Origin of the sequence: Pseudomonas sp. MF6396 (assembly GCF_002018915.1) — a bacterium.
Classification (GTDB): domain Bacteria; phylum Pseudomonadota; class Gammaproteobacteria; order Pseudomonadales; family Pseudomonadaceae; genus Aquipseudomonas; species Aquipseudomonas palmensis.
This window is the reverse complement of record NZ_MVOK01000002.1, coordinates 123,667-141,627: the sequence shown is the minus strand read 5'-3', so window position 1 is coordinate 141,627 and position 17,961 is coordinate 123,667. Positions and strand designations below refer to the sequence as shown.

Annotated in this window: 16 protein-coding genes; 8 read left to right on the top strand and 8 right to left on the bottom strand. The window is 64.5% G+C overall.

The genetic code is table 11. The features are described from left to right. Positions 1-165: 165 nt before the first annotated feature. Together MF6396_RS02250 and MF6396_RS02245 are read left to right on the top strand one after the other, a co-directional pair. Positions 166-753 (top strand): hypothetical protein, encoded by a 588-nt coding sequence (locus tag MF6396_RS02250; protein ID WP_054916180.1) that lies wholly within the window; start codon positions 166-168, stop codon positions 751-753. A gap of 124 nt (positions 754-877) precedes the next feature. After that, positions 878-1,141: a DUF4404 family protein gene (locus MF6396_RS02245; RefSeq protein ID WP_043864546.1), complete on the top strand. Its 264-nt coding sequence runs from the start codon at positions 878-880 to the stop codon at positions 1,139-1,141. 49 nt (positions 1,142-1,190) lie between these two features. On the opposite strand, the gene queF is transcribed toward MF6396_RS02245, so the two are convergent. Further along, positions 1,191-2,021 carry an NADPH-dependent 7-cyano-7-deazaguanine reductase QueF gene (gene queF / locus MF6396_RS02240; protein ID WP_054916181.1) on the bottom strand — a complete coding sequence of 277 codons (831 nt, stop codon included), beginning with the start codon at positions 2,019-2,021 and terminating at the stop codon, positions 1,191-1,193. A gap of 57 nt (positions 2,022-2,078) precedes the next feature. Beyond that, a complete protein-coding gene (locus tag MF6396_RS02235; RefSeq protein ID WP_043864548.1) occupies positions 2,079-2,600 on the bottom strand; it encodes a cupredoxin domain-containing protein in 522 nt (173 codons plus the stop codon). A gap of 152 nt (positions 2,601-2,752) precedes the next feature. On the opposite strand from MF6396_RS02235, the gene MF6396_RS02230 reads away from it, so the two are divergent. Together MF6396_RS02230 and MF6396_RS02225 are read left to right on the top strand one after the other, a co-directional pair. Next, entirely contained in the window at positions 2,753-3,433 is a 681-nt protein-coding gene (locus MF6396_RS02230) for a heavy metal response regulator transcription factor (RefSeq protein WP_043864549.1), read from the top strand. After that, positions 3,430-4,788, top strand: coding sequence for a heavy metal sensor histidine kinase (locus MF6396_RS02225; protein WP_078479607.1), 1,359 nt, complete (start codon positions 3,430-3,432; stop codon positions 4,786-4,788). The genes MF6396_RS02230 and MF6396_RS02225 overlap by 4 nt, the downstream gene beginning before the upstream one ends. 102 nt (positions 4,789-4,890) lie before the next feature. On the opposite strand, the gene MF6396_RS02220 is transcribed toward MF6396_RS02225, so the two are convergent. The 3 genes from MF6396_RS02220 to MF6396_RS02210 all read right to left on the bottom strand — a co-directional run bounded on the left by MF6396_RS02220 (position 4,891) and on the right by MF6396_RS02210 (position 8,149). Continuing rightward, positions 4,891-6,135, bottom strand: coding sequence for a lipoprotein-releasing ABC transporter permease subunit (locus MF6396_RS02220; RefSeq protein ID WP_043864660.1), 1,245 nt, complete (start codon positions 6,133-6,135; stop codon positions 4,891-4,893). A 72-nt stretch (positions 6,136-6,207) separates the two neighbouring features. Further along, positions 6,208-6,891 (bottom strand): lipoprotein-releasing ABC transporter ATP-binding protein LolD, encoded by a 684-nt coding sequence (gene lolD / locus MF6396_RS02215; protein WP_173925058.1) that lies wholly within the window; start codon positions 6,889-6,891, stop codon positions 6,208-6,210. 7 nt (positions 6,892-6,898) lie between these two features. Next, positions 6,899-8,149 (bottom strand): lipoprotein-releasing ABC transporter permease subunit, encoded by a 1,251-nt coding sequence (locus MF6396_RS02210; protein WP_054916186.1) that lies wholly within the window; start codon positions 8,147-8,149, stop codon positions 6,899-6,901. Between the two features lie 94 nt (positions 8,150-8,243). On the opposite strand from MF6396_RS02210, the gene MF6396_RS02205 reads away from it, so the two are divergent. Together MF6396_RS02205 and MF6396_RS02200 are read left to right on the top strand one after the other, a co-directional pair. After that, positions 8,244-8,831 carry a PilZ domain-containing protein gene (locus MF6396_RS02205; RefSeq protein WP_043864553.1) on the top strand — a complete coding sequence of 196 codons (588 nt, stop codon included), beginning with the start codon at positions 8,244-8,246 and terminating at the stop codon, positions 8,829-8,831. 27 nt (positions 8,832-8,858) lie between these two features. Then, complete coding sequence (locus MF6396_RS02200; RefSeq protein WP_078479606.1) at positions 8,859-9,581, top strand: glycerophosphodiester phosphodiesterase; 723 nt, start codon at positions 8,859-8,861, stop codon at positions 9,579-9,581. A 42-nt stretch (positions 9,582-9,623) separates the two neighbouring features. Here the strand turns inward: MF6396_RS02200 and sthA are convergent, their stop codons facing one another. The 3 genes from sthA to MF6396_RS02185 all read right to left on the bottom strand — a co-directional run bounded on the left by sthA (position 9,624) and on the right by MF6396_RS02185 (position 13,747). Continuing rightward, positions 9,624-11,018, bottom strand: coding sequence for a Si-specific NAD(P)(+) transhydrogenase (gene sthA / locus MF6396_RS02195; protein ID WP_043864555.1), 1,395 nt, complete (start codon positions 11,016-11,018; stop codon positions 9,624-9,626). Between the two features lie 187 nt (positions 11,019-11,205). After that, complete coding sequence (locus MF6396_RS02190; RefSeq protein WP_078479715.1) at positions 11,206-12,117, bottom strand: FAD:protein FMN transferase; 912 nt, start codon at positions 12,115-12,117, stop codon at positions 11,206-11,208. A 166-nt stretch (positions 12,118-12,283) separates the two neighbouring features. Beyond that, positions 12,284-13,747 carry a glyceraldehyde-3-phosphate dehydrogenase gene (locus MF6396_RS02185; RefSeq protein ID WP_043864557.1) on the bottom strand — a complete coding sequence of 488 codons (1,464 nt, stop codon included), beginning with the start codon at positions 13,745-13,747 and terminating at the stop codon, positions 12,284-12,286. A gap of 180 nt (positions 13,748-13,927) precedes the next feature. Here MF6396_RS02185 and mfd point away from each other — a divergent pair, with 180 nt between their 5' ends. Both mfd and MF6396_RS02175 read left to right on the top strand, forming a co-directional pair. Beyond that, positions 13,928-17,377 (top strand): transcription-repair coupling factor, encoded by a 3,450-nt coding sequence (mfd, locus tag MF6396_RS02180; protein ID WP_043864558.1) that lies wholly within the window; start codon positions 13,928-13,930, stop codon positions 17,375-17,377. Between the two features lie 10 nt (positions 17,378-17,387). Then, positions 17,388-17,960: a CsiV family protein gene (locus MF6396_RS02175; protein ID WP_078479605.1), complete on the top strand. Its 573-nt coding sequence runs from the start codon at positions 17,388-17,390 to the stop codon at positions 17,958-17,960. The last annotated feature ends 1 nt before the right edge of the window (position 17,961 follow it).

Below are 17,961 nucleotides of genomic sequence, written 5' to 3'. Positions count from 1 at the left end.
GCCGTCGACAGCCAAAAGGAAACAAGTATAAAGCCTCTCTGGCAGATTAGGCAGCTTCCTCCAACCTGCGTCGATATTTTGTGAAAGCCGCCTGAAGGTCATCAAAGCGTCACGCCACGGTCACACCCCGACGTTAGCCTTGCTGGTTATTTCAGGGACGTTGCCATGCCCCATTCCCCCGCCTTCACCGCCGTGCTGTTCGGCCTGCGCGGCTGCCTGGTCGACTTCGGCGCACGATGCCAGGCGCCCGGCAACGCACCGGCCAGGCCTACACCAGGCGCCCTGCCCGCCCTGCACTGGCTGCGGGAACACGGCGTGCCCTGTGCCTGGCTCGACGAACTGCCGGCTGCCCTGGGCCAGCACCTGAGCCAGGCGCTGCCCGCCTGGGTGCGCCGACCGGATACCACCGGCCACGCGCCCTGGCCCGCGCCGGATGCCTGCTGGCACGCCCTGATGCAGCTCAAGGCCGACCGGCTCGATGGCTGCGTGCTGGTCAGCGGCGAGCCGCGCCTGCTGCAGGCCGGGCTCAACGCCGGGCTGTGGACCGTGGGCCTGGCCTCGTGCGGCTCGCTGTGCGGGCTGGACGAGGCTACCTGGCAGGCACTGGAGGAACGCGAGCGCGAACTCAAGCGAGGCAAGGCTACCGTTCACCTGTTCGGGCTGGGGGTGCATTCGGTGATCGACCAGCTGGAACAACTGGCCGATTGCCTGGCCGATATCGGCCTGCGCCGCCTCAAGGGCGAAAAACCCTGATACAGGCACATTGATCAGGGTCATGCAAAGCGGCGCCGGGTGGATTAACCTGAACAGCGAGGCACGGACCTTTCGCCCGCGCGCGGGGTCCATGTCTGAGCCTATTCATAGAGGGAGAACACCCATGCCTGCCCGCGAACTTCAAGCGCAACTCGACGCCCTGCGCGAGCAACTGGAGCAAAACCCACCGCTCTCGGAACAGGAGCGTGTCGAGCTGCACGAACTGATGGCGCAGATCCAAGCAAAAATCGAACTGGAGGCCGTAACCCCGGACAACAACCTGGTCGACGGCGTCAACCTCGCCGTCGAACGTTTCGAAGTCGAGCACCCGGGCCTGACCGCCACCCTGCGCAACATCGTTCAGAGCCTGCAAAGCATGGGCATCTGAACCCTTCGGCAAAAACGAAAGCCCCGTCACACTGGACGGGGCTTTTTCGTTACTGGCGAACCAGGCGCAGGTTCTTCAGGGTGACCGGCCCGGTGCTGCGGTACGGGTTGATGTCCAGCCCGCCCCGGCGCACGTAGCGCGCATACACCGTGAGGGTTTCGGGGTTGAGCAGGCGCTTGAGGTCCAGGTAGATACGTTCCACGCATTGCTCGTGGAAGTCGGCATGCTGACGGAAGCTGATCAGGTAGGTCAGCAGGCTGGCATGGTCCAGCGCCGCGCCACGGTAATGGACAGTCACGCTGCCCCAGTCCGGCTGCCCGGTCACCGGGCAGTTGGATTTGAGCAGATGGCTGTGCAGGGTTTCTTCCACCACACGCTCGGCATCGCAGCGCAGCAGCTCCGGTTGCGGCTGCTCGTAGTTGCTGATGCTGACCTCCAGGTCATCGATGCAGGTGCCCGGCAGCGCCATCACACCCTCGCGCTGAACCTCGGCCAGGCTGCGGATACGCACCCCTACCGGCTTGCCGGCTGCCGCAGACAGGTCCTTGACCAGACAGGCCTGCACCGCCTGCGCCGAGGCGAACTCGGTCTGGTTCAGCGAGTTCAGGTACAGCTTGAACGACTTGGACTCGATGATGGCCGGCGAATCGGCCGGGATGGCGAACTCGCCGATGGCCACCACCGGCTTGCCCGAAGGCAGCAGCCAGGACAGCTCGAAGCAGTTCCAGTAATCCACACCCGACCACGGCAACGTTTGCGCGGTGACCCCAAGCTCGGCCCATTTGGCTGCACGCGGGATGGGGAACAGCAGCGACGGCGTGTAGGTGCTGATGTATTCACTGGACTTGCCCAGTGGCGAATGTTCGGCGGCGGGATGCATGGCTCAAACCTGAAGGACGAAATTGGTCTAGTTTATCGGGTTTGCGCGCTGCATTGGTCATTTGGCGATAGTCAGCTTGCCCACCATGCCAGCCTGGTAATGCCCCGGCACGTTGCAGGCGAACTCGATCGGCGTGCTCTGGCTGAAGGTCCAGGTCAGTTCGGCGCGCTTGCCCGGCGCCACCATCACCATGTTCGGGTCGTCATGCTGCATGCCGCCGCTACCCATCGCACCATGATCATCACCGCCATGATTCATGCCGCCATGTCCCATTGCCGAATGATCCATCTGCCCCTGCATGGCGAGCATCTCCTGCTGATGCCGGGCGTGCATGGCCGCATCCCCCAGGTTGAACTCGTGGGGCACCTGGCCGTTGTTCACCAGCACGAAACGCACCGTTTCGCCGGCCTTGACCTGCAGCGCGCGCGGCTCGAAGTACATGTCGCCCATCACGACCTCCACCGTGCGCGTGGCCTGCGCCGCCGCAGCCGGCTTGCCGAAGGCGTACTCGTGCCCGGGTGCCGCCAGCAGCGGCAAGCTCCACAGCGCCAGGGCGCTCGCGATCATCAAGCGTTTCATCGTGCATCCTCTATCATGTGCAAGCTCATGCCCCGCACTGTAGAAAACTGCCGCTGGCAACCACCTGACGAAAACATTACAACTTTGTCAGCTTTGCCCCGCGCACCCTGCCACAGGGTATAAACCCAGCCCCCAACGCTGCCGAGAAGCCCATGAAACTGTTGATCGTCGAAGACCAGCCCAAGACCGGCCTCTACCTGCGCCAGGGCCTCAACGAAGCCGGCTTCAGCACCGAACTGGCCACCGACGGCGATACCGGTCAGCACCTGGCCCTGAGCGGCGACTACGACCTGCTGATTCTCGACGTGATGCTCCCCGGGCGTGACGGCTGGCAGATTCTGCAGGCCGTGCGCGAGGCCGGCTTCGACACCCCGGTGCTGTTCCTCACGGCCCGCGATGCGGTAGAGGACCGCGTGCATGGCCTGGAACTGGGCGCCGACGACTACCTGATCAAACCCTTTGCGTTCTCCGAACTGCTGGCGCGGGTCCGCACCCTGCTGCGCCGCGGCGCCAGCCCGCCCCAGGAAACCACCCTGAACCTGGCCGACCTGCGCCTGGACCTGATTCGCCGCCGGGTGGAACGCGCCGGGGCACGCATCGACCTCACCGCCAAGGAGTTCGCCCTGCTCGAACTGTTGCTGCGCCGCCAGGGCGAGGTGCTGCCCAAATCGCTGATCGCTTCGCAGGTGTGGGACATGAACTTCGACAGCGACACCAACGTGATCGAAGTGGCGATCCGGCGCCTGCGCCTGAAGGTCGACGATGGCCACGACAACAAGCTGATCCACACCGTGCGCGGCATGGGCTACGTGCTCGAGGAGCGCCCGGCGTGATGCGCAGATTGTCCCTGGGCGCACGCCTGGCGCTGTTGTTCGCCGCCTGCACGGCGGCGGTGTCACTGACGGCGGGGCTCCTGTTCAGCCGGGCCAGCGAGGCCCACTTCATCGAGCTCGATCAGCAGTTGCTCGACAGTCGCCTGTCGGTACTGCGCCAGGCGCTCGTTGGCGTGCACGACCGCCCGAGCCTGGCAGCGCGGCTACCGCTGCTGCGCGGCGAGCTGAGCCACCAGGCCGACCTTGCACTGCGCATTCGTGGCAGCGACGGGGCGCAGTGGTTTGCCAGCCGCCCCGGCCTGCCTGACGCACCCGACACACCGGGCCTGAGCACCCTGCGCAGCGAGGGCATGGATTTTCGCAGCCTGTGCGTGGTGCTTGAAGGCGGCAGCCGGCTCACCCTGTTTCTGGATATCACCCACCACCAGCACTTTCTGCAACGCATGCAGCGCCTGATCTGGCTGACGATGGGCCTTTCGGCGCTGGCCACCGCGCTGCTCGGTGCCTGGGCCGTGCGCCGTGGCTTGCGTCCGCTGCGCCGGATGGGCGAGGTGGCAGCCGGCGTTTCGGCACGCTCGCTGACCACACGCCTGCCCCAGGCCCAGATGCCGCCAGAGCTGGCGCAACTGGCCGGCACCATGAATGCCATGCTCGAACGTCTGGACGATGCCTTCCAGCGCCTGTCGGCCTTCTCGGCCGACATTGCCCACGAGCTGCGCACGCCGCTGTCCAACCTGCTGACCCACACCCAGGTCACCCTCACCCGCCCGCGCAGCCTGGAGGAGTATCGCGAGGCATTGCACGGCAACCTCGAGGAACTGCAATGGATGGCGCAACTGGTCAACGACATGCTGTACCTGGCCAAGGCCGACCACGGCCTGCTGATGCCCAATCGCGAGCCCCTGGCGCTGGACCAGGAGGCCGATGCCTTGATCGAGTACTACGCGCCATTGGCCGAGGATGCACAGATCAGCCTGAGCCGCGAAGGGCTGGCCGAGCTGACGGGAGACCGCAACATGCTGCGACGGGCCCTGTCCAACCTGCTGGACAACGCGCTGCGCTTTACCCCGGCACAGGGCGAGATACGGGTCGAGATTGCGCAGGGTGATGGCAGGGTTCGCCTGGTGGTGGCCAATCGCGGGGCGCCGATCGATGCAGCGCTATTGCCGCGGCTGTTCGACCGGTTCTACCGGGCCGACCCGGCACGCCGGGAAGGCAGCAGCGAACATGCGGGGCTGGGGCTGGCGATCACCCGTTCGATCGTGCAGGCGCACGGTGGGGTGATCAGTGCCGAATCGGCGCAGGGGTGGACGCGGTTCCTGATCGACTTGCCGGAACACAACGCAGCCCTGTAGGAGCCGGCGTTGCCGGAGAATCGGCGCATGCGACATGCCTGAACATGGCCAGGCAGTGTGTCCGCTTCGCCGGAAACGCCGGCTCCTACAAGAGCGGTGGCATCACTCGTACCGCAAGGCGTACGCCGGCTCGACCTGCGAAGCACGCCACGCCGGATACAGGGTGGCCAGAAAGCTCATCACCAACCCCGCCGTGCAGATCAGCGCCACATCGCCCCATTGCAGTTCCGATGGCAGCGTACTGATGAAGTACACGTCCGAGGTAAAGATATGCTGCCCGCTGACCCGCTCCAGCCAGCCGACGATCTGGCTCACATTGAGCGCCGCGATCACACCGAGCACACCACCGATCAAGGTGCCCACCACACCGATCAGGCTGCCCTGCACCATGAACGTACCCATTATCTGCGCCGGCGTCGCGCCGATGGTACGCAGGATGGCGATGTCCGCGCCCTTGTCGTTCACCACCATGATCAGGGTGGCGATGATGTTGAACGCCGCCACCGCAATGATCATCATCAGCAGCAGGCCGATCATGGTCTTTTCCATCTTCATGGCACTGAACAGGCTGCCCTGGGTGTGGGTCCAGTCATCGGCACGGTACTGCTCGCCCAGTTCGCCCACTATCGCCCTGGACACCTGCGGCGCGGCATACAGGTCCTTGACCTTGAGCCGCACGCCCTGCACCTGGTTCGGCGCCCAGCGCTGCATGCTCGCCGCATCGGCCATGTGGATCAGGCCCATGGAGCCATCCAGCTCGGCGCCCACCTTGAACACGCCGACCACGTTGAGGCGCTGCATGCGCGGGGTGATGCCGCCGGGCGCGGTGCTCACCTCGGGCACGATCAGGGTCAGCTTGTCACCGACCCTGAGGCCAAACCGACGCGCCGTCATCTCGCCTACCACCACGCCGAACTCGCCCGGCTTTAGGTCGTCGAGCCGGCCCTGAACGATGTGGTCGGCCACGATCGAGACCTTGCCTTCCTGCGCAGGGTCGATGCCGCTGATCTGGATCGGCTGCATCGCGCCCTTGTAGGAGAGCATGCCTTCCATCTCGGTCAGCGGCGCAGCGGCCAGCACTTCGGGGTTCTTCAACGCGGCATCGGCCACCGCCTGCCAGTTGTCCAACGGCTGGGCGCCCAGCACGGCGGCATGCGGCACCATGCCCAGGATCCGCGCACTCATTTCACGCTGGAAGCCGTTCATCACCGACAGCACCACGATCATCGCCAGCACGCCCAGGGACAGGCCGATCATCGAGGTCATCGAGATGAACGAGATGAAGTGGTTGCGGCGCTTGGCACGGGTGTAACGCGCACCGATGAAAATTGACAAGGGTCTGAACATGAACTGAAGCACCCAGGTAAAGAAAAGAGACAAGGGGCCCGCCATGCACGGCGGGCCACCTGTACTGCCAGGTCAGATCGAAACCAGACGCCCGTCTTCCAGGCGCAGCACACGGTCCATCTGCCGCGCCAGGTTGAGGTCGTGGGTCACCACCAGGAACGCGGTCTGCGAGGAGCTGCTCAGCTCCTGCATCAGGTCCTGGATGCCCTGTGCGGTGTGGTGGTCGAGGTTGCCGGTAGGCTCGTCGAGCATCACCAGCCCGGGCCGGTTGACCAGCGCCCGGGCAATCGCCACGCGCTGACGCTCGCCGCCGGACAGCTCGGATGGCTTGTGCGTCAGGCGATGGCCCAGGCCGACACGCGTGAGCAGCGCCTCGGCACGTTCGCGCGCCTCGGGGATCGGCGTGCGGCCGATCAGCAGCGGCATGCACACGTTCTCCAGCGCGGTGAACTCCGGCAGCAGGTGGTGGAACTGGTAGACGAAGCCCAGTGCGCGGTTGCGCAGCAGGCCACGTGCACGCTCGCCCAGCGCCGACAGTTCTTCACCGGCCAGCCATACGCTGCCCTGGGTCGGGGTATCGAGGCCACCCAGCAGGTTGAGCAAGGTACTCTTGCCCGACCCCGAACTGCCGACGATCGCCACGCGCTCACCCGGGTGCAGCTCCAGCTGCAGGCCCGACAACACTTGCACCGACTCCGGGCCTTCCTCGTAGGATTTGCCCAGGTTGCGGCAACTCAGCACTGCTTTATCACTCATGCCCAACTCACTCATAACGTAGCGCCTCCGCAGGCTGGGTGCGCGCCGCACGCCAGGCCGGATACAGGGTGGCGAGGAAACTCAGGACCAGCGCCGCACCGCAGACCATCCACACGTCTTCGGCCATGACCTGGGACGGCAGGTAGTCGATGAAGTACACGTCGGCGTTGAGGAACTTGTGCCCCATCAACCGCTCGAGGCCGGCAATCGCTGCACTCACGTTGAGCGCGGCGGCGATGCCGACCACGGCGCCGATCAGGGTGCCGACCACGCCGATCACGGTGCCCTGCACCATGAAGATGGCCATGATCTGACCCGGCGTGGAGCCCAGCGTGCGCAGGATGGCGATGTCGCCCTTCTTGTCGTTGACCACCATCACCAGGGTGGAAATGATGTTGAACGCCGCCACCGCGACAATCAGCAGCAACAGCAGGCCGATCATGGCTTTTTCCATGCGGATGGCCTGGTACAGGTTGCCGTGGCTGCGGGTCCAGTCACGGGCGTAGAACTCGTGCTCGCCCAGCTTCTGGGCGATGTTCCAGGCCTCGCGGGGTGCCTGGAACAGGTCGTCGAACTTCAGGCGCAGGCCCTGCACCTGGTCGGCCTTCCAGCGGTGCAGGCGCGACAGGTCCGACAGGTTGGTCAGGCCCAGGTAGCCGTCGATCTCGCCGGCGCCCACGTGGAAGATGCCGACCACGGTGAAGCGCTTCATGCGCGGGAACATGCCGGCCGGGGTCACGGTGACCTCTGGGGCGACGAAGGTCAGCTTGTCGCCGATGCCCACGCCCAGCTTGGCTGCGGCCTTGTCGCCGATCATGATGCCGAAGCTGCCCGGCGCGAGTGCGTCGAGCTTACCCTCGCGCACGAAGTCGTCGATGATCGACACCTTGCGCTCTTGCGCCGGGTCAATACCGTTGAGCAGCACCTTCTGTACCTTGCCGTCATGGGTCAGCAGGCCCTGCATCTGGGTGAACGGCGCCACCGCCAGCACCGCCGGGTTCTGCTTTACTGTATCGGCAAGGGCTGGCCAGTCGCTGATCGGCTGTCCGGTCTCGAGGGTGGCATGGGGCACCATGCCCAATACGCGGGTACGCATTTCATGATCGAAGCCATTCATCACCGACAGCACCACGATCATCACCACCACGCCCAGGGCGAGGCCGATCATCGAGGTCAGCGAAATGAACGAGACGAAGTGATTGCGACGTTTGGCACGGGTGTAACGCGTACCGATAAATACGAAAAGAGGTCTGAACATGTCGGGGCTTGTTCGGAGGAAAGAGGAACGTCCTTGTGGCGGGGCTTGAATAGCAGCTTTACACTCAGACCACCGCCGCTACCATGGGTTCGCCATGTCGACATTAGATGAAGAAGATCGCCGCGAATACTACCGTATCGAGGACAGGATCGCACTGGAAATTACCCCTCTGAGCGCCGCCGAGGCCTTGGGCGGCGAGTTGTTGCAAGATGCTTCACCACTCTTCAACCTGCTCAGCGAACTGCACCTGAGCGAGTTCGAGTCCCAGCACCTGCTGCGCCAGCTCAGTGACAAGGACCGCACCCTGGCAGCCTTTCTCAAGGCCCAGAACAAACGCATCGACCTGCTCAGCGCCGTGGTTGCGCAAACCCTGCTGGGGCAGATCGGCGAGGCGCGCCCGGTGACTCTCTCCGAAGGTGGCGTCGAGGTGCACCAGGCCCAGGCCATCACCGCCGGCAGCCGCGTCTCGGTGAAGATGGTGCTGATGCCCCAGGCCCTGGGCCTGCTGCTGCGGGCCAAGGTGACCCACTGCGACAAGGCCGCTGACGGCCTGTTCGACATCGGCGCCGAATTCGTCGAGATGACCGACGCCCAGCGCCAGTTGCTGGCGCGCTATATCCTGCAGAAACAGGCACTGCAACGCCGCCAGGCACTGGAACAGAACACCCCGCCTGCCTCCTGATTTTCCGTCTTGCTTGAAGGAACGAACGTGACCCTGATTTACGGCCACCGCGGCGCCAAGGGCGAAGCCCCCGAGAATACCCTGACCAGTTTCCAGCAATGCCTGAGCCACGGCGTTCGCCGTTGCGAGCTGGACCTGCACCTGTCCGCCGACAACGAGCTGATGGTCATTCATGACCCCAGCCTCAAGCGCACCACCGGCCGTGGCGGCAAGGTGGTGGAGCACAGCGCCGCCGACCTGGTGACCTACGATGCGCGCAAGGGCGGCCCGGGCTGGGTCAACCCCTGCCCGATTCCACGCCTGGAAGAGCTGTTCGAGAAATGTGATTTCGACCACTGGCAGCTGGAGGTCAAGAGTGCCTCGCGCACCCGCGCTGCCACCACGGTGCTGGCGATTCGCGAAATGGCCCAGCGCTTCGGCCTGCTGGACAAGGTCACCATCACCTCAAGCTCGCGGGAGGTGCTGGGCGCCGCCCTGGAGCTGACCCCGGACGTGTCCCGCGGGCTGGTCGCGGAATACACCTGGCTCGACCCGTTGAAGGTCGCGCAGAACTACGGTTGCGAACTGCTGGCGCTGAACTGGACGCACTGCACCCCCGAGCGCCTGGCCAAGGCCCAGCGTCAGGGGTTGCATGTGTCGGTGTGGACAGTCAACGAGCCGGCGCTGATGCTCCGACTCGCCGACTTCGGCGTAGACAGCCTGATTACAGACTTTCCCGGTTTGGCCAGCGCCACCCTCGAGAATCGCTGAAATCGGTCTCCCCGGCCGGCTCAGGCCACCGGCCGGAGCCGCTCAAAAAAGCCGGTTGAGACCGTCGTAGGCGGCAACCCGATAGGCTTCGGCCATGGTCGGGTAGTTGAAGGTGGTGTTGACGAAGTACTTCAACGTGTTCTGCTCGCCCGGCTGGCCCATGATCGCCTGACCGATGTGCACGATCTCCGAGGCCTGGTAGCCGAAGCAGTGCACGCCGAGAATCTGCAGCGTCTCGCGGTGGAACAGGATCTTGAGCATGCCTTGCGGCTCGCCGGCGATCTGCGCCCGGGCCATGCCCTTGAAGAACGCCTTGCCCACTTCGTACGGCACCTTGGCCTGGGTCAGCTCCTGCTCGTTCTTGCCGATCGAGCTGATCTCCGGAATGGTGTAGATGCCGGTGGGCACGTCGTTGACGAAGCGCCAGCTGCCATTGTCGACGATGCTGCCGGCGGCCGAGCGGCCCTGGTCGTGGGCGGCACTGGCCAGGCTTGGCCAGCCGATCACGTCACCGGCACCATAGATGTTCGGCACGCAGGTGCGGTAGGCCTCGTCCACTTCGATCTGGCCACGGCTGTTGACCTTCACGCCGATGTTTTCCAGGCCCAGGCGGTCGGTGTTGCCGGTACGCCCGTTGCACCACAGCAAGGCGTCGGCCTTGATCTTCTTGCCCGACTTCAGGTGCAGGATCACACCGTTGTCCAGGCCTTCGACGCGCTCGTACTCTTCGTTGTGGCGCACGGTGATGTTGTTGTTGCTGAAGTGATAGCTCAGGGCCTGGGAGATTTCCGAGTCCAGGAAGCTCAGCAGCTGGCCGCGGTTGTCCACCAGTTCCACCAGCACGCCCAGGCCGCTGAAGATCGAGGCGTACTCGCAGCCGATGACGCCGGCGCCGTACACGATCAGTTTGCGCGGGGTGTGGCCCAGGCTCAGGATGGTGTCGCTATCGTAGATGCGCGGGTGATGGAAATCGATATCGGCCGGGCGATACGGGCGCGAGCCGGTGGCGATGATGATGTGCTTGGCTACCAGCTTCTCGACCACACCGTTGGCGCAGACCACTTCGATGGTCTGCTCGTCGGCGAAGCTGCCGGTGCCGAAGAACACGTCGACGCGGTTGCGGGCGTAGTAGCCAGTGCGCGAGGCGACCTGCTTGGAGATGACCTTCTCGGCGCTTTTGAGCACGTCGGGGAAGGAGAACCAGCGCGGCTCACCGATGGCCCGGAACATCGGGTTGGTGTTGAACTGCATGATCTGGCGCACCGAGTGACGCAGGGCCTTGGACGGGATGGTGCCCAGATGGGTGCAGTTACCGCCGACCTGGCGACGGCTATCGACCATCGCTACCTTGCGTCCTGCTTTGGCGGCGTTCATTGCCGCCCCTTCTCCTGCCGGGCCGGAACCCAGCACCACTACGTCGTAGTTGTAGACAGCCATGCGTACTCCTTCAGAACAGGCCCGGACGCCAGATTGACCTCCGGGGCTACATCATGCCGCCATCGGCGCCATGCAAAAATTCGGGTGCAGTCTAATCAAGCTTGAACGCCGCGCACATTAACCCTTGGTCGCGTCGTAGGCTATTTTTCTCTGCACTACATGTAGGCCGCCTTGCTGGCGAAGCCTTTCATTTCCCCGCAATGCTGTTGAATGCTGGCGTGGCCCGGGAAACGAACCCACCCTCGACCCGATTCACGAACACTGCCGCAATCCGATGCTCGACCGCGAAGCGCCAACCCTGCTCCGGGCCCAAGATCAGCAACAGGGTCGAGTACCCGTCAGCCATCAGCGCAGTGGGCGCCAGCACCGTCACCGCCGCCAACGCATGGGCAACCGGGGTGCCCAGGCGCGCATCGAAGGTATGCGAATAACGCTGGCCATTCTCCTCGAAATAATTGCGGTAGTCACCCGACGTGGACACCCCGTACCCCTCCAGCGGCAACACCTGTTGGGCTATCTGAAGATCGTCGCGCGGCAGTTCGAGTGCAATGCGCCAGGCACTGCCATCGGGCTTGCGCCCCATTGCCTTGAGCTCACCGGTAGCTTCCACCAGAAAGCTTTCGACCCCCAGGGCTTGCATCCGTGCCACGATCAGGTCGACCGCATGCCCGGCGGCGATGCTGTTGAAGTCGACCTCGACGCCAGCGTCCTTGCACAGTTGCTGGCCTTCGATACGCAAGTAGGTATACCCCACTCGCTCGCGCACCTGCGCCAGCCGCCGGGCATCGGGCACCTTCTCTTCACGCGCCTGGGGGCCGAAGCCCCACAGGTCGAGCAGCGGCTCCACCGTGAGATCGAAGGCACCGTCACTCTGGCGCGAGAGCTGCTCACCTACCCGCACAAGCTGCAGCACGTCGGCCGGCATCGCCTGGCAGCGGTGGGCGGGCAACTGGTTGAACTGCCCCACCAGTGAATCGCTGCGGTAGGTGGAAAAGCGCTGGTCGATGCCCTGCAGGATCGCCTCGACCTCCTGCTGCACCTGCCCAGGCGTCGGGCCGCCGGCCTTGCGCACGTACTGCACGGTGTAGCTGCTGCCCATGGTCGGGCCACTGATGCGCTCGATCGAATCCCTGTGCTCGCAACCGGCCAGCAATGCCACCAGGGCAGGCAGCGCAGCCCATCCCTTTTTCACACGACGCCTCCTTTTCTGAAGCCAAAAAAAACGGGAACCCGCAGGCTCCCGTTCTTTCAACGCAACGTAATGCTTAGCGTGGGAACGCTGGCGGGTTGACCCCGGCCATGTCTTCCATCACGCGCACTACCTGGCAGCTGTAACCGAACTCGTTGTCGTACCAAACGTACAGTACAACGCGGTTGTCGTTGCAGATGGTGGCCTCGGCATCGACCACACCGGCGTGACGCGAGCCGACGAAGTCGCTGGAAACCACTTCCTGCGAGCTGACGAAGTCGATCTGCTTGTGCAGGTCCGAGTGCATGGCCATCTGGCGCAGGTACTCGTTGATCTCGTCGCGGCTGGTGGCCTTTTCCAGGTTCAGGTTCAGGATCGCCATCGAGACGTTCGGCGTCGGAACGCGGATCGCGTTACCGGTCAGCTTGCCCTTGAGCACTGGCAGCGCCTTGGCGGCGGCAGTGGCGGCGCCGGTCTCGGTGATGACCATGTTCAGCGCAGCGGAACGACCACGGCGGCTGCCCTTGTGGAAGTTGTCGATCAGGTTCTGGTCGTTGGTGTACGAGTGAACGGTTTCGACGTGACCGTTGACGATGCCGAACTTGTCGTTGACTGCCTTGAGCACCGGCACGATGGCGTTGGTGGTGCAGGAAGCCGCCGAGATGATCTTGTCGTCAGGGCTGATGTCGGCGTGGTTGATACCGTGCACGATGTTCTTCAGCGCGCCCTTGCCCGGTGCGGTGAGGATAACGCGTGCGGCACCCGGGCAGGCCAGGTGCTGGCCCAGGCCGTCGGCATCGCGCCAGACGCCGGTGTTGTCGACCACCAGGGCGTTCTCGATACCGTACTGGGTATAGTCGACTTCGCTCGGGTTCTTCGCGTAGATAACCTGGATCAGGTTGCCGTTGGCGGTGATGGTGTTGTTTTCTTCGTCGATGGTGATGGTGCCATCGAACGGACCGTGCACCGAGTCGCGACGCAGCAGGCTGGCACGCTTGATCAGGTCGTTCTCGGCGCCCTTGCGTACCACGATGGCACGCAGGCGCAGGCCGTCGCCACCACCGGTCTTCTCGATCAGGATACGCGCCAGCAGACGGCCGATACGACCGAAGCCGTACAGGACCACGTCGGTGCCCTTGCGTGCGGAGGCGTTCTGCTGGCCAACCACGTCGGCCATTTCTTCACGCACGAACTGCTCGGCGCTGCGGCCGTTGCCTTCTTGCTTGAACTTGTTGGCCAGCTTGCCCAGGTCGACCGAAGCGGCGCCCAGCTTGAGCTCGCTCATGGCCTTGAGCAGCGGGAATGTCTCGTGGACAGACAGTTCGGTTTCGTCGGTCTGGCGATGACGGGCAAAGCGGTGGGCTTTGAGGATCGCGATCACCGAACGGTTGATCAGGCTACGGCCATAGATCGAGCTCACCACATTGTTATTGCGGTAGAGCTGACCGATAAGCGGGATCATCGCTTCTGCAAGCGCTTCACGATCGATCCACTCACCAAGACACTGGTCGGGCTTCTGAGTCACGGGAACCTTCCACATGTAGGGACAGAAAAAAGGGGCTACATTATGACGCCCCGCGTCGCTTCGAGCAATGAGCGCCTGTCGCCGGCGCCGCACGGCATGATCCGGGCCCCACATTCAGGCGGCTGAAACCTGACAGCAATGCCCCGCGCCCGGTACAATCGGCGTTTTGTCGCAACGCTTGGAGCTCGACCTCCCGTGCCTGTTCTGCGTCTACCTCACCTGCCGGCCAGTGCCGGCAAACACACCTGGGGCAACCTGCCCGGTGCCGCCCTGAGCCTGGCCATCGCCGAGGCCGCCAGCGCCGCGAAGCGCTTCACCCTGCTGCTGACCGCCGACAGCCAGAGCGCCGACCGGCTGGAGCAGGAGCTGCGTTTCTTCGCCCCGGAACTGGCCGTGCTGCCGTTCCCCGACTGGGAAACCCTGCCCTACGACCTGTTCTCGCCGCACCAGGACATCATTTCGCAGCGGATCGCCAGCCTGTACCGGTTGCCGGAGCTGGACCACGGCATCCTCGTGGTGCCGATCACCACCGCACTGCACCGCCTGGCGCCCACGCGCTTTCTGCTGGGCAGCAGCCTGGTGCTGGACATCGGCCAGAAGCTGGATGTGGAACAGATGCGCACGCGCCTGGAGGCCAGCGGCTACCGCTGCGTCGACACCGTGTACGAGCATGGCGAGTTCGCCGTGCGCGGTGCCCTGATCGACCTGTTCCCGATGGGCAGCAAGCTGCCGTACCGCATCGACCTGTTCGATGACGAGATCGAGACCCTGCGCACCTTCGACCCGGAGAGCCAGCGCTCGATCGACAAGGTCGACTCGGTACGCCTGCTCCCGGCCCGCGAGTTCCCGCTGCAAAAAGACGAAGTCACCCGCTTCAAAGCGCGCTTTCGCGAACGCTTCGACGTGGATTTTCGCCGCAGCCCGATCTTCCAGGACCTGAGCAGCGGTATCGTGCCGGCCGGCATCGAGTACTACCTGCCGCTGTTTTTCGAAGAAACCTCGACCCTGTTCGACTACTTGCCGGAAAACACCCAGGTGTTCTCCCTGCCCGGTGTGGAACAGGCCGCCGAGCACTTCTGGAGCGATGTACGCAACCGCTATGAAGAGCGGCGCATCGACCCTAACCGCCCTCTGCTGCCGCCTGCCGAGCTGTTCATGCCGGTGGAAGACTGCTTCGCCCGGCTCAAGGGCTGGCCACGGGTGGTGGTCAGCCAGGACGACATCGACGCCGGCCCCGGCCGCGAGCGCTTTGCCGCGCAGACGCTGCCCAACCTCGCCATCGAAGCCAAGGCCAACCAGCCCCTGGCGGCGCTGTCGGGGTTTCTCGAGCAATTCCCCGGCCGCGTGCTGTTCACCGCCGAATCGGCCGGGCGCCGCGAAGTGCTGCTGGAACTGCTCGAACGCCTGAAACTGCGCCCGCAAACCGTCGATGGCTGGCACGAGTTCGTCGCCAGCAAGCAGCGCCTGGCAATCACCATCGCACCACTGGACGACGGCCTGCTGCTGGACGATCCGGCCCTGGCTCTGGTTGCCGAGAGCCCGCTGTTCGGCCAGCGCGTGATGCAGCGTCGGCGCCGCGAAAAGCGCAGCGACGTCAACAACGACGCTGTGATCAAGAACCTTACCGAGCTGCGCGAAGGCGCCCCGGTGGTGCATATCGACCATGGCGTGGGCCGCTACCTGGGCCTGGCGACACTGGAGATCGACGGCCAGGCCGCCGAGTTTCTCACCCTTGAATACGCCGAAGGCGCCAAGCTGTACGTGCCGGTGGCCAACCTGCACCTGATCGCGCGCTACACCGGCAGCGACGATGCGCTGGCACCGCTGCACCGTCTGGGCTCCGAGACCTGGCAGAAGGCCAAGCGCAAGGCGGCCGAACAAGTGCGCGACGTGGCTGCCGAGCTGCTCGACATCTATGCCCGGCGCGCCGCGCGCAAGGGCTATGCGTTTGCCGACCCGTCGGTAGACTACGCCACCTTCAGTGCCGGCTTCCCGTTCGAGGAAACCCCGGACCAGCAGTCGGCCATCGAAGCGGTACGCGAGGACATGCTCGCCGCCAAGCCGATGGACCGCCTGGTGTGCGGCGATGTCGGCTTCGGCAAGACCGAAGTGGCCATGCGTGCCGCCTTCATCGCCGTGCACGGCGGGCGCCAGGTCGCGATCCTGGTGCCCACCACCTTGCTCGCCCAGCAGCACTACAACAGCTTCCGCGACCGCTTTGCCGACTGGCCGGTAACCGTCGAAGTGATGAGCCGCTTCAAGTCGGCCAAGGAAGTCGGTGCCGCCGTGGCGGACCTCGCCGAAGGCAAGATCGACATCGTCATCGGCACCCACAAGCTGCTGCAGGACGACGTCAAGTTCAAGGACCTGGGCCTGGTCATCATCGACGAGGAACACCGGTTCGGCGTGCGCCAGAAAGAGCAGCTCAAGGCGCTGCGCAGCGAAGTCGACATCCTGACCCTGACCGCCACGCCGATCCCGCGCACGCTGAACATGGCGGTGGCGGGCATGCGCGACCTGTCGATCATCGCCACCCCGCCGGCACGCCGGCTGTCGGTGCGCACCTTCGTGATGGAGCAGAACAAGAGCACCATCAAGGAGGCGCTGCTGCGCGAACTGCTGCGTGGCGGCCAGGTGTACTACCTGCACAACGACGTGAAGAGTATCGAGAAGTGCGCCGCCGACCTCGCCGAACTGGTACCCGAGGCGCGCATCGGTATCGGCCACGGGCAGATGCGCGAACGCGAACTCGAACAGGTGATGAGCGACTTCTACCACAAGCGCTTCAACGTGCTGATCGCCTCGACCATCATCGAGACCGGCATCGACGTGCCCAGCGCCAACACCATCATCATCGAGCGTGCCGACAAGTTCGGCCTGGCCCAGCTGCACCAGTTGCGCGGCCGCGTGGGGCGCAGCCACCACCAGGCCTATGCCTACCTGCTGACGCCCCCACGCCAGCAGATCACCCCCGACGCCGAAAAGCGCCTGGAGGCCATCGCCAATACCCAGGACCTGGGCGCAGGCTTCGTGCTGGCCACCAACGACCTGGAGATCCGCGGCGCCGGTGAACTGCTGGGCGAAGGCCAGAGCGGGCAGATCCAGGCGGTGGGCTTCACCCTCTACATGGAAATGCTCGAACGCGCCGTCAAGGCGATTCGCAAGGGTACCCAGCCCAACCTCGACCAGCCCCTGGGCGGCGGCCCGGAGATCAACCTGCGCGTACCGGCACTGATCCCCGAGGACTACCTGCCCGACGTGCATGCGCGCCTGATCCTGTACAAGCGCATCGCCTCGGCGGTGGACGAAGATGGCCTGAAGGATCTGCAGGTGGAGATGATCGACCGTTTCGGGCTGCTGCCCGAGCCGACCAAGAACCTGGTGCGCCTGACCCTGCTCAAGCTGCAGGCCGAGAAGCTGGGCATCAAGAAGGTCGACGCCGGCCCGCAAGGCGGACGGGTGGAATTCGAGGCCGAGACCCCGGTCGACCCGCTGGTGCTGATCAAGCTGATCCAGGGCCAGCCCAAGCGCTACAAGTTCGAAGGCGCGACGATGTTCAAGTTCATGGTGCCCATGGAACGCGCCGATGAACGCTTTACTACAGTGGAGGCGCTGTTCGAACGACTCGCCCCGAAACCTGCTTGAAGGATGATCCATGCGTGCAATTCGTAGCTTGACCCTGCTGCTGGCGCTGATTGCGCCGGCCGCCTTTGCCGACAGCCAGTACCAGGTCGAGATGTTCCTGCTGCGCCAGAATGCGGTGCCCGCGATCACCAGCCAGTTCGCCCCGGAAGACTGGCGCCAGGGCGCCAAGGCCCCCAGCGACTACGACATGCGCAAGCCGGTGCTGACCGCACAGGCCGAAAAGCTGGCCGCCGACAGCAACTACACCGTGCTGCTGCACAAGGCCTGGCAGCAGCAGGTAGGCAGCGAACCGTCGCGGGTTGCCATCAGCGAGGGCCAGGAGCAGTTCGGCCACTTCCCGGTCGAAGGCAATGTCAGCCTCAGGCAGGGCCGTTTCATCGAAGTGCAGGCCAACTTCTGGGTCAACCAGCTCGATGGCAATGGCAGCGTGATCCAGAGCGAACAGCTCAGGCAGGTCAACAGCACGGTGAAGAACAACGAACTGACCTTCCTCGATGGCGGGCACCTGGCGGTCCTGTTCAAAGTGATCGCCGCCGGCACACGCACCACCTCTCCTGCTGAAGCGGAGATGATGGAACAGTAGA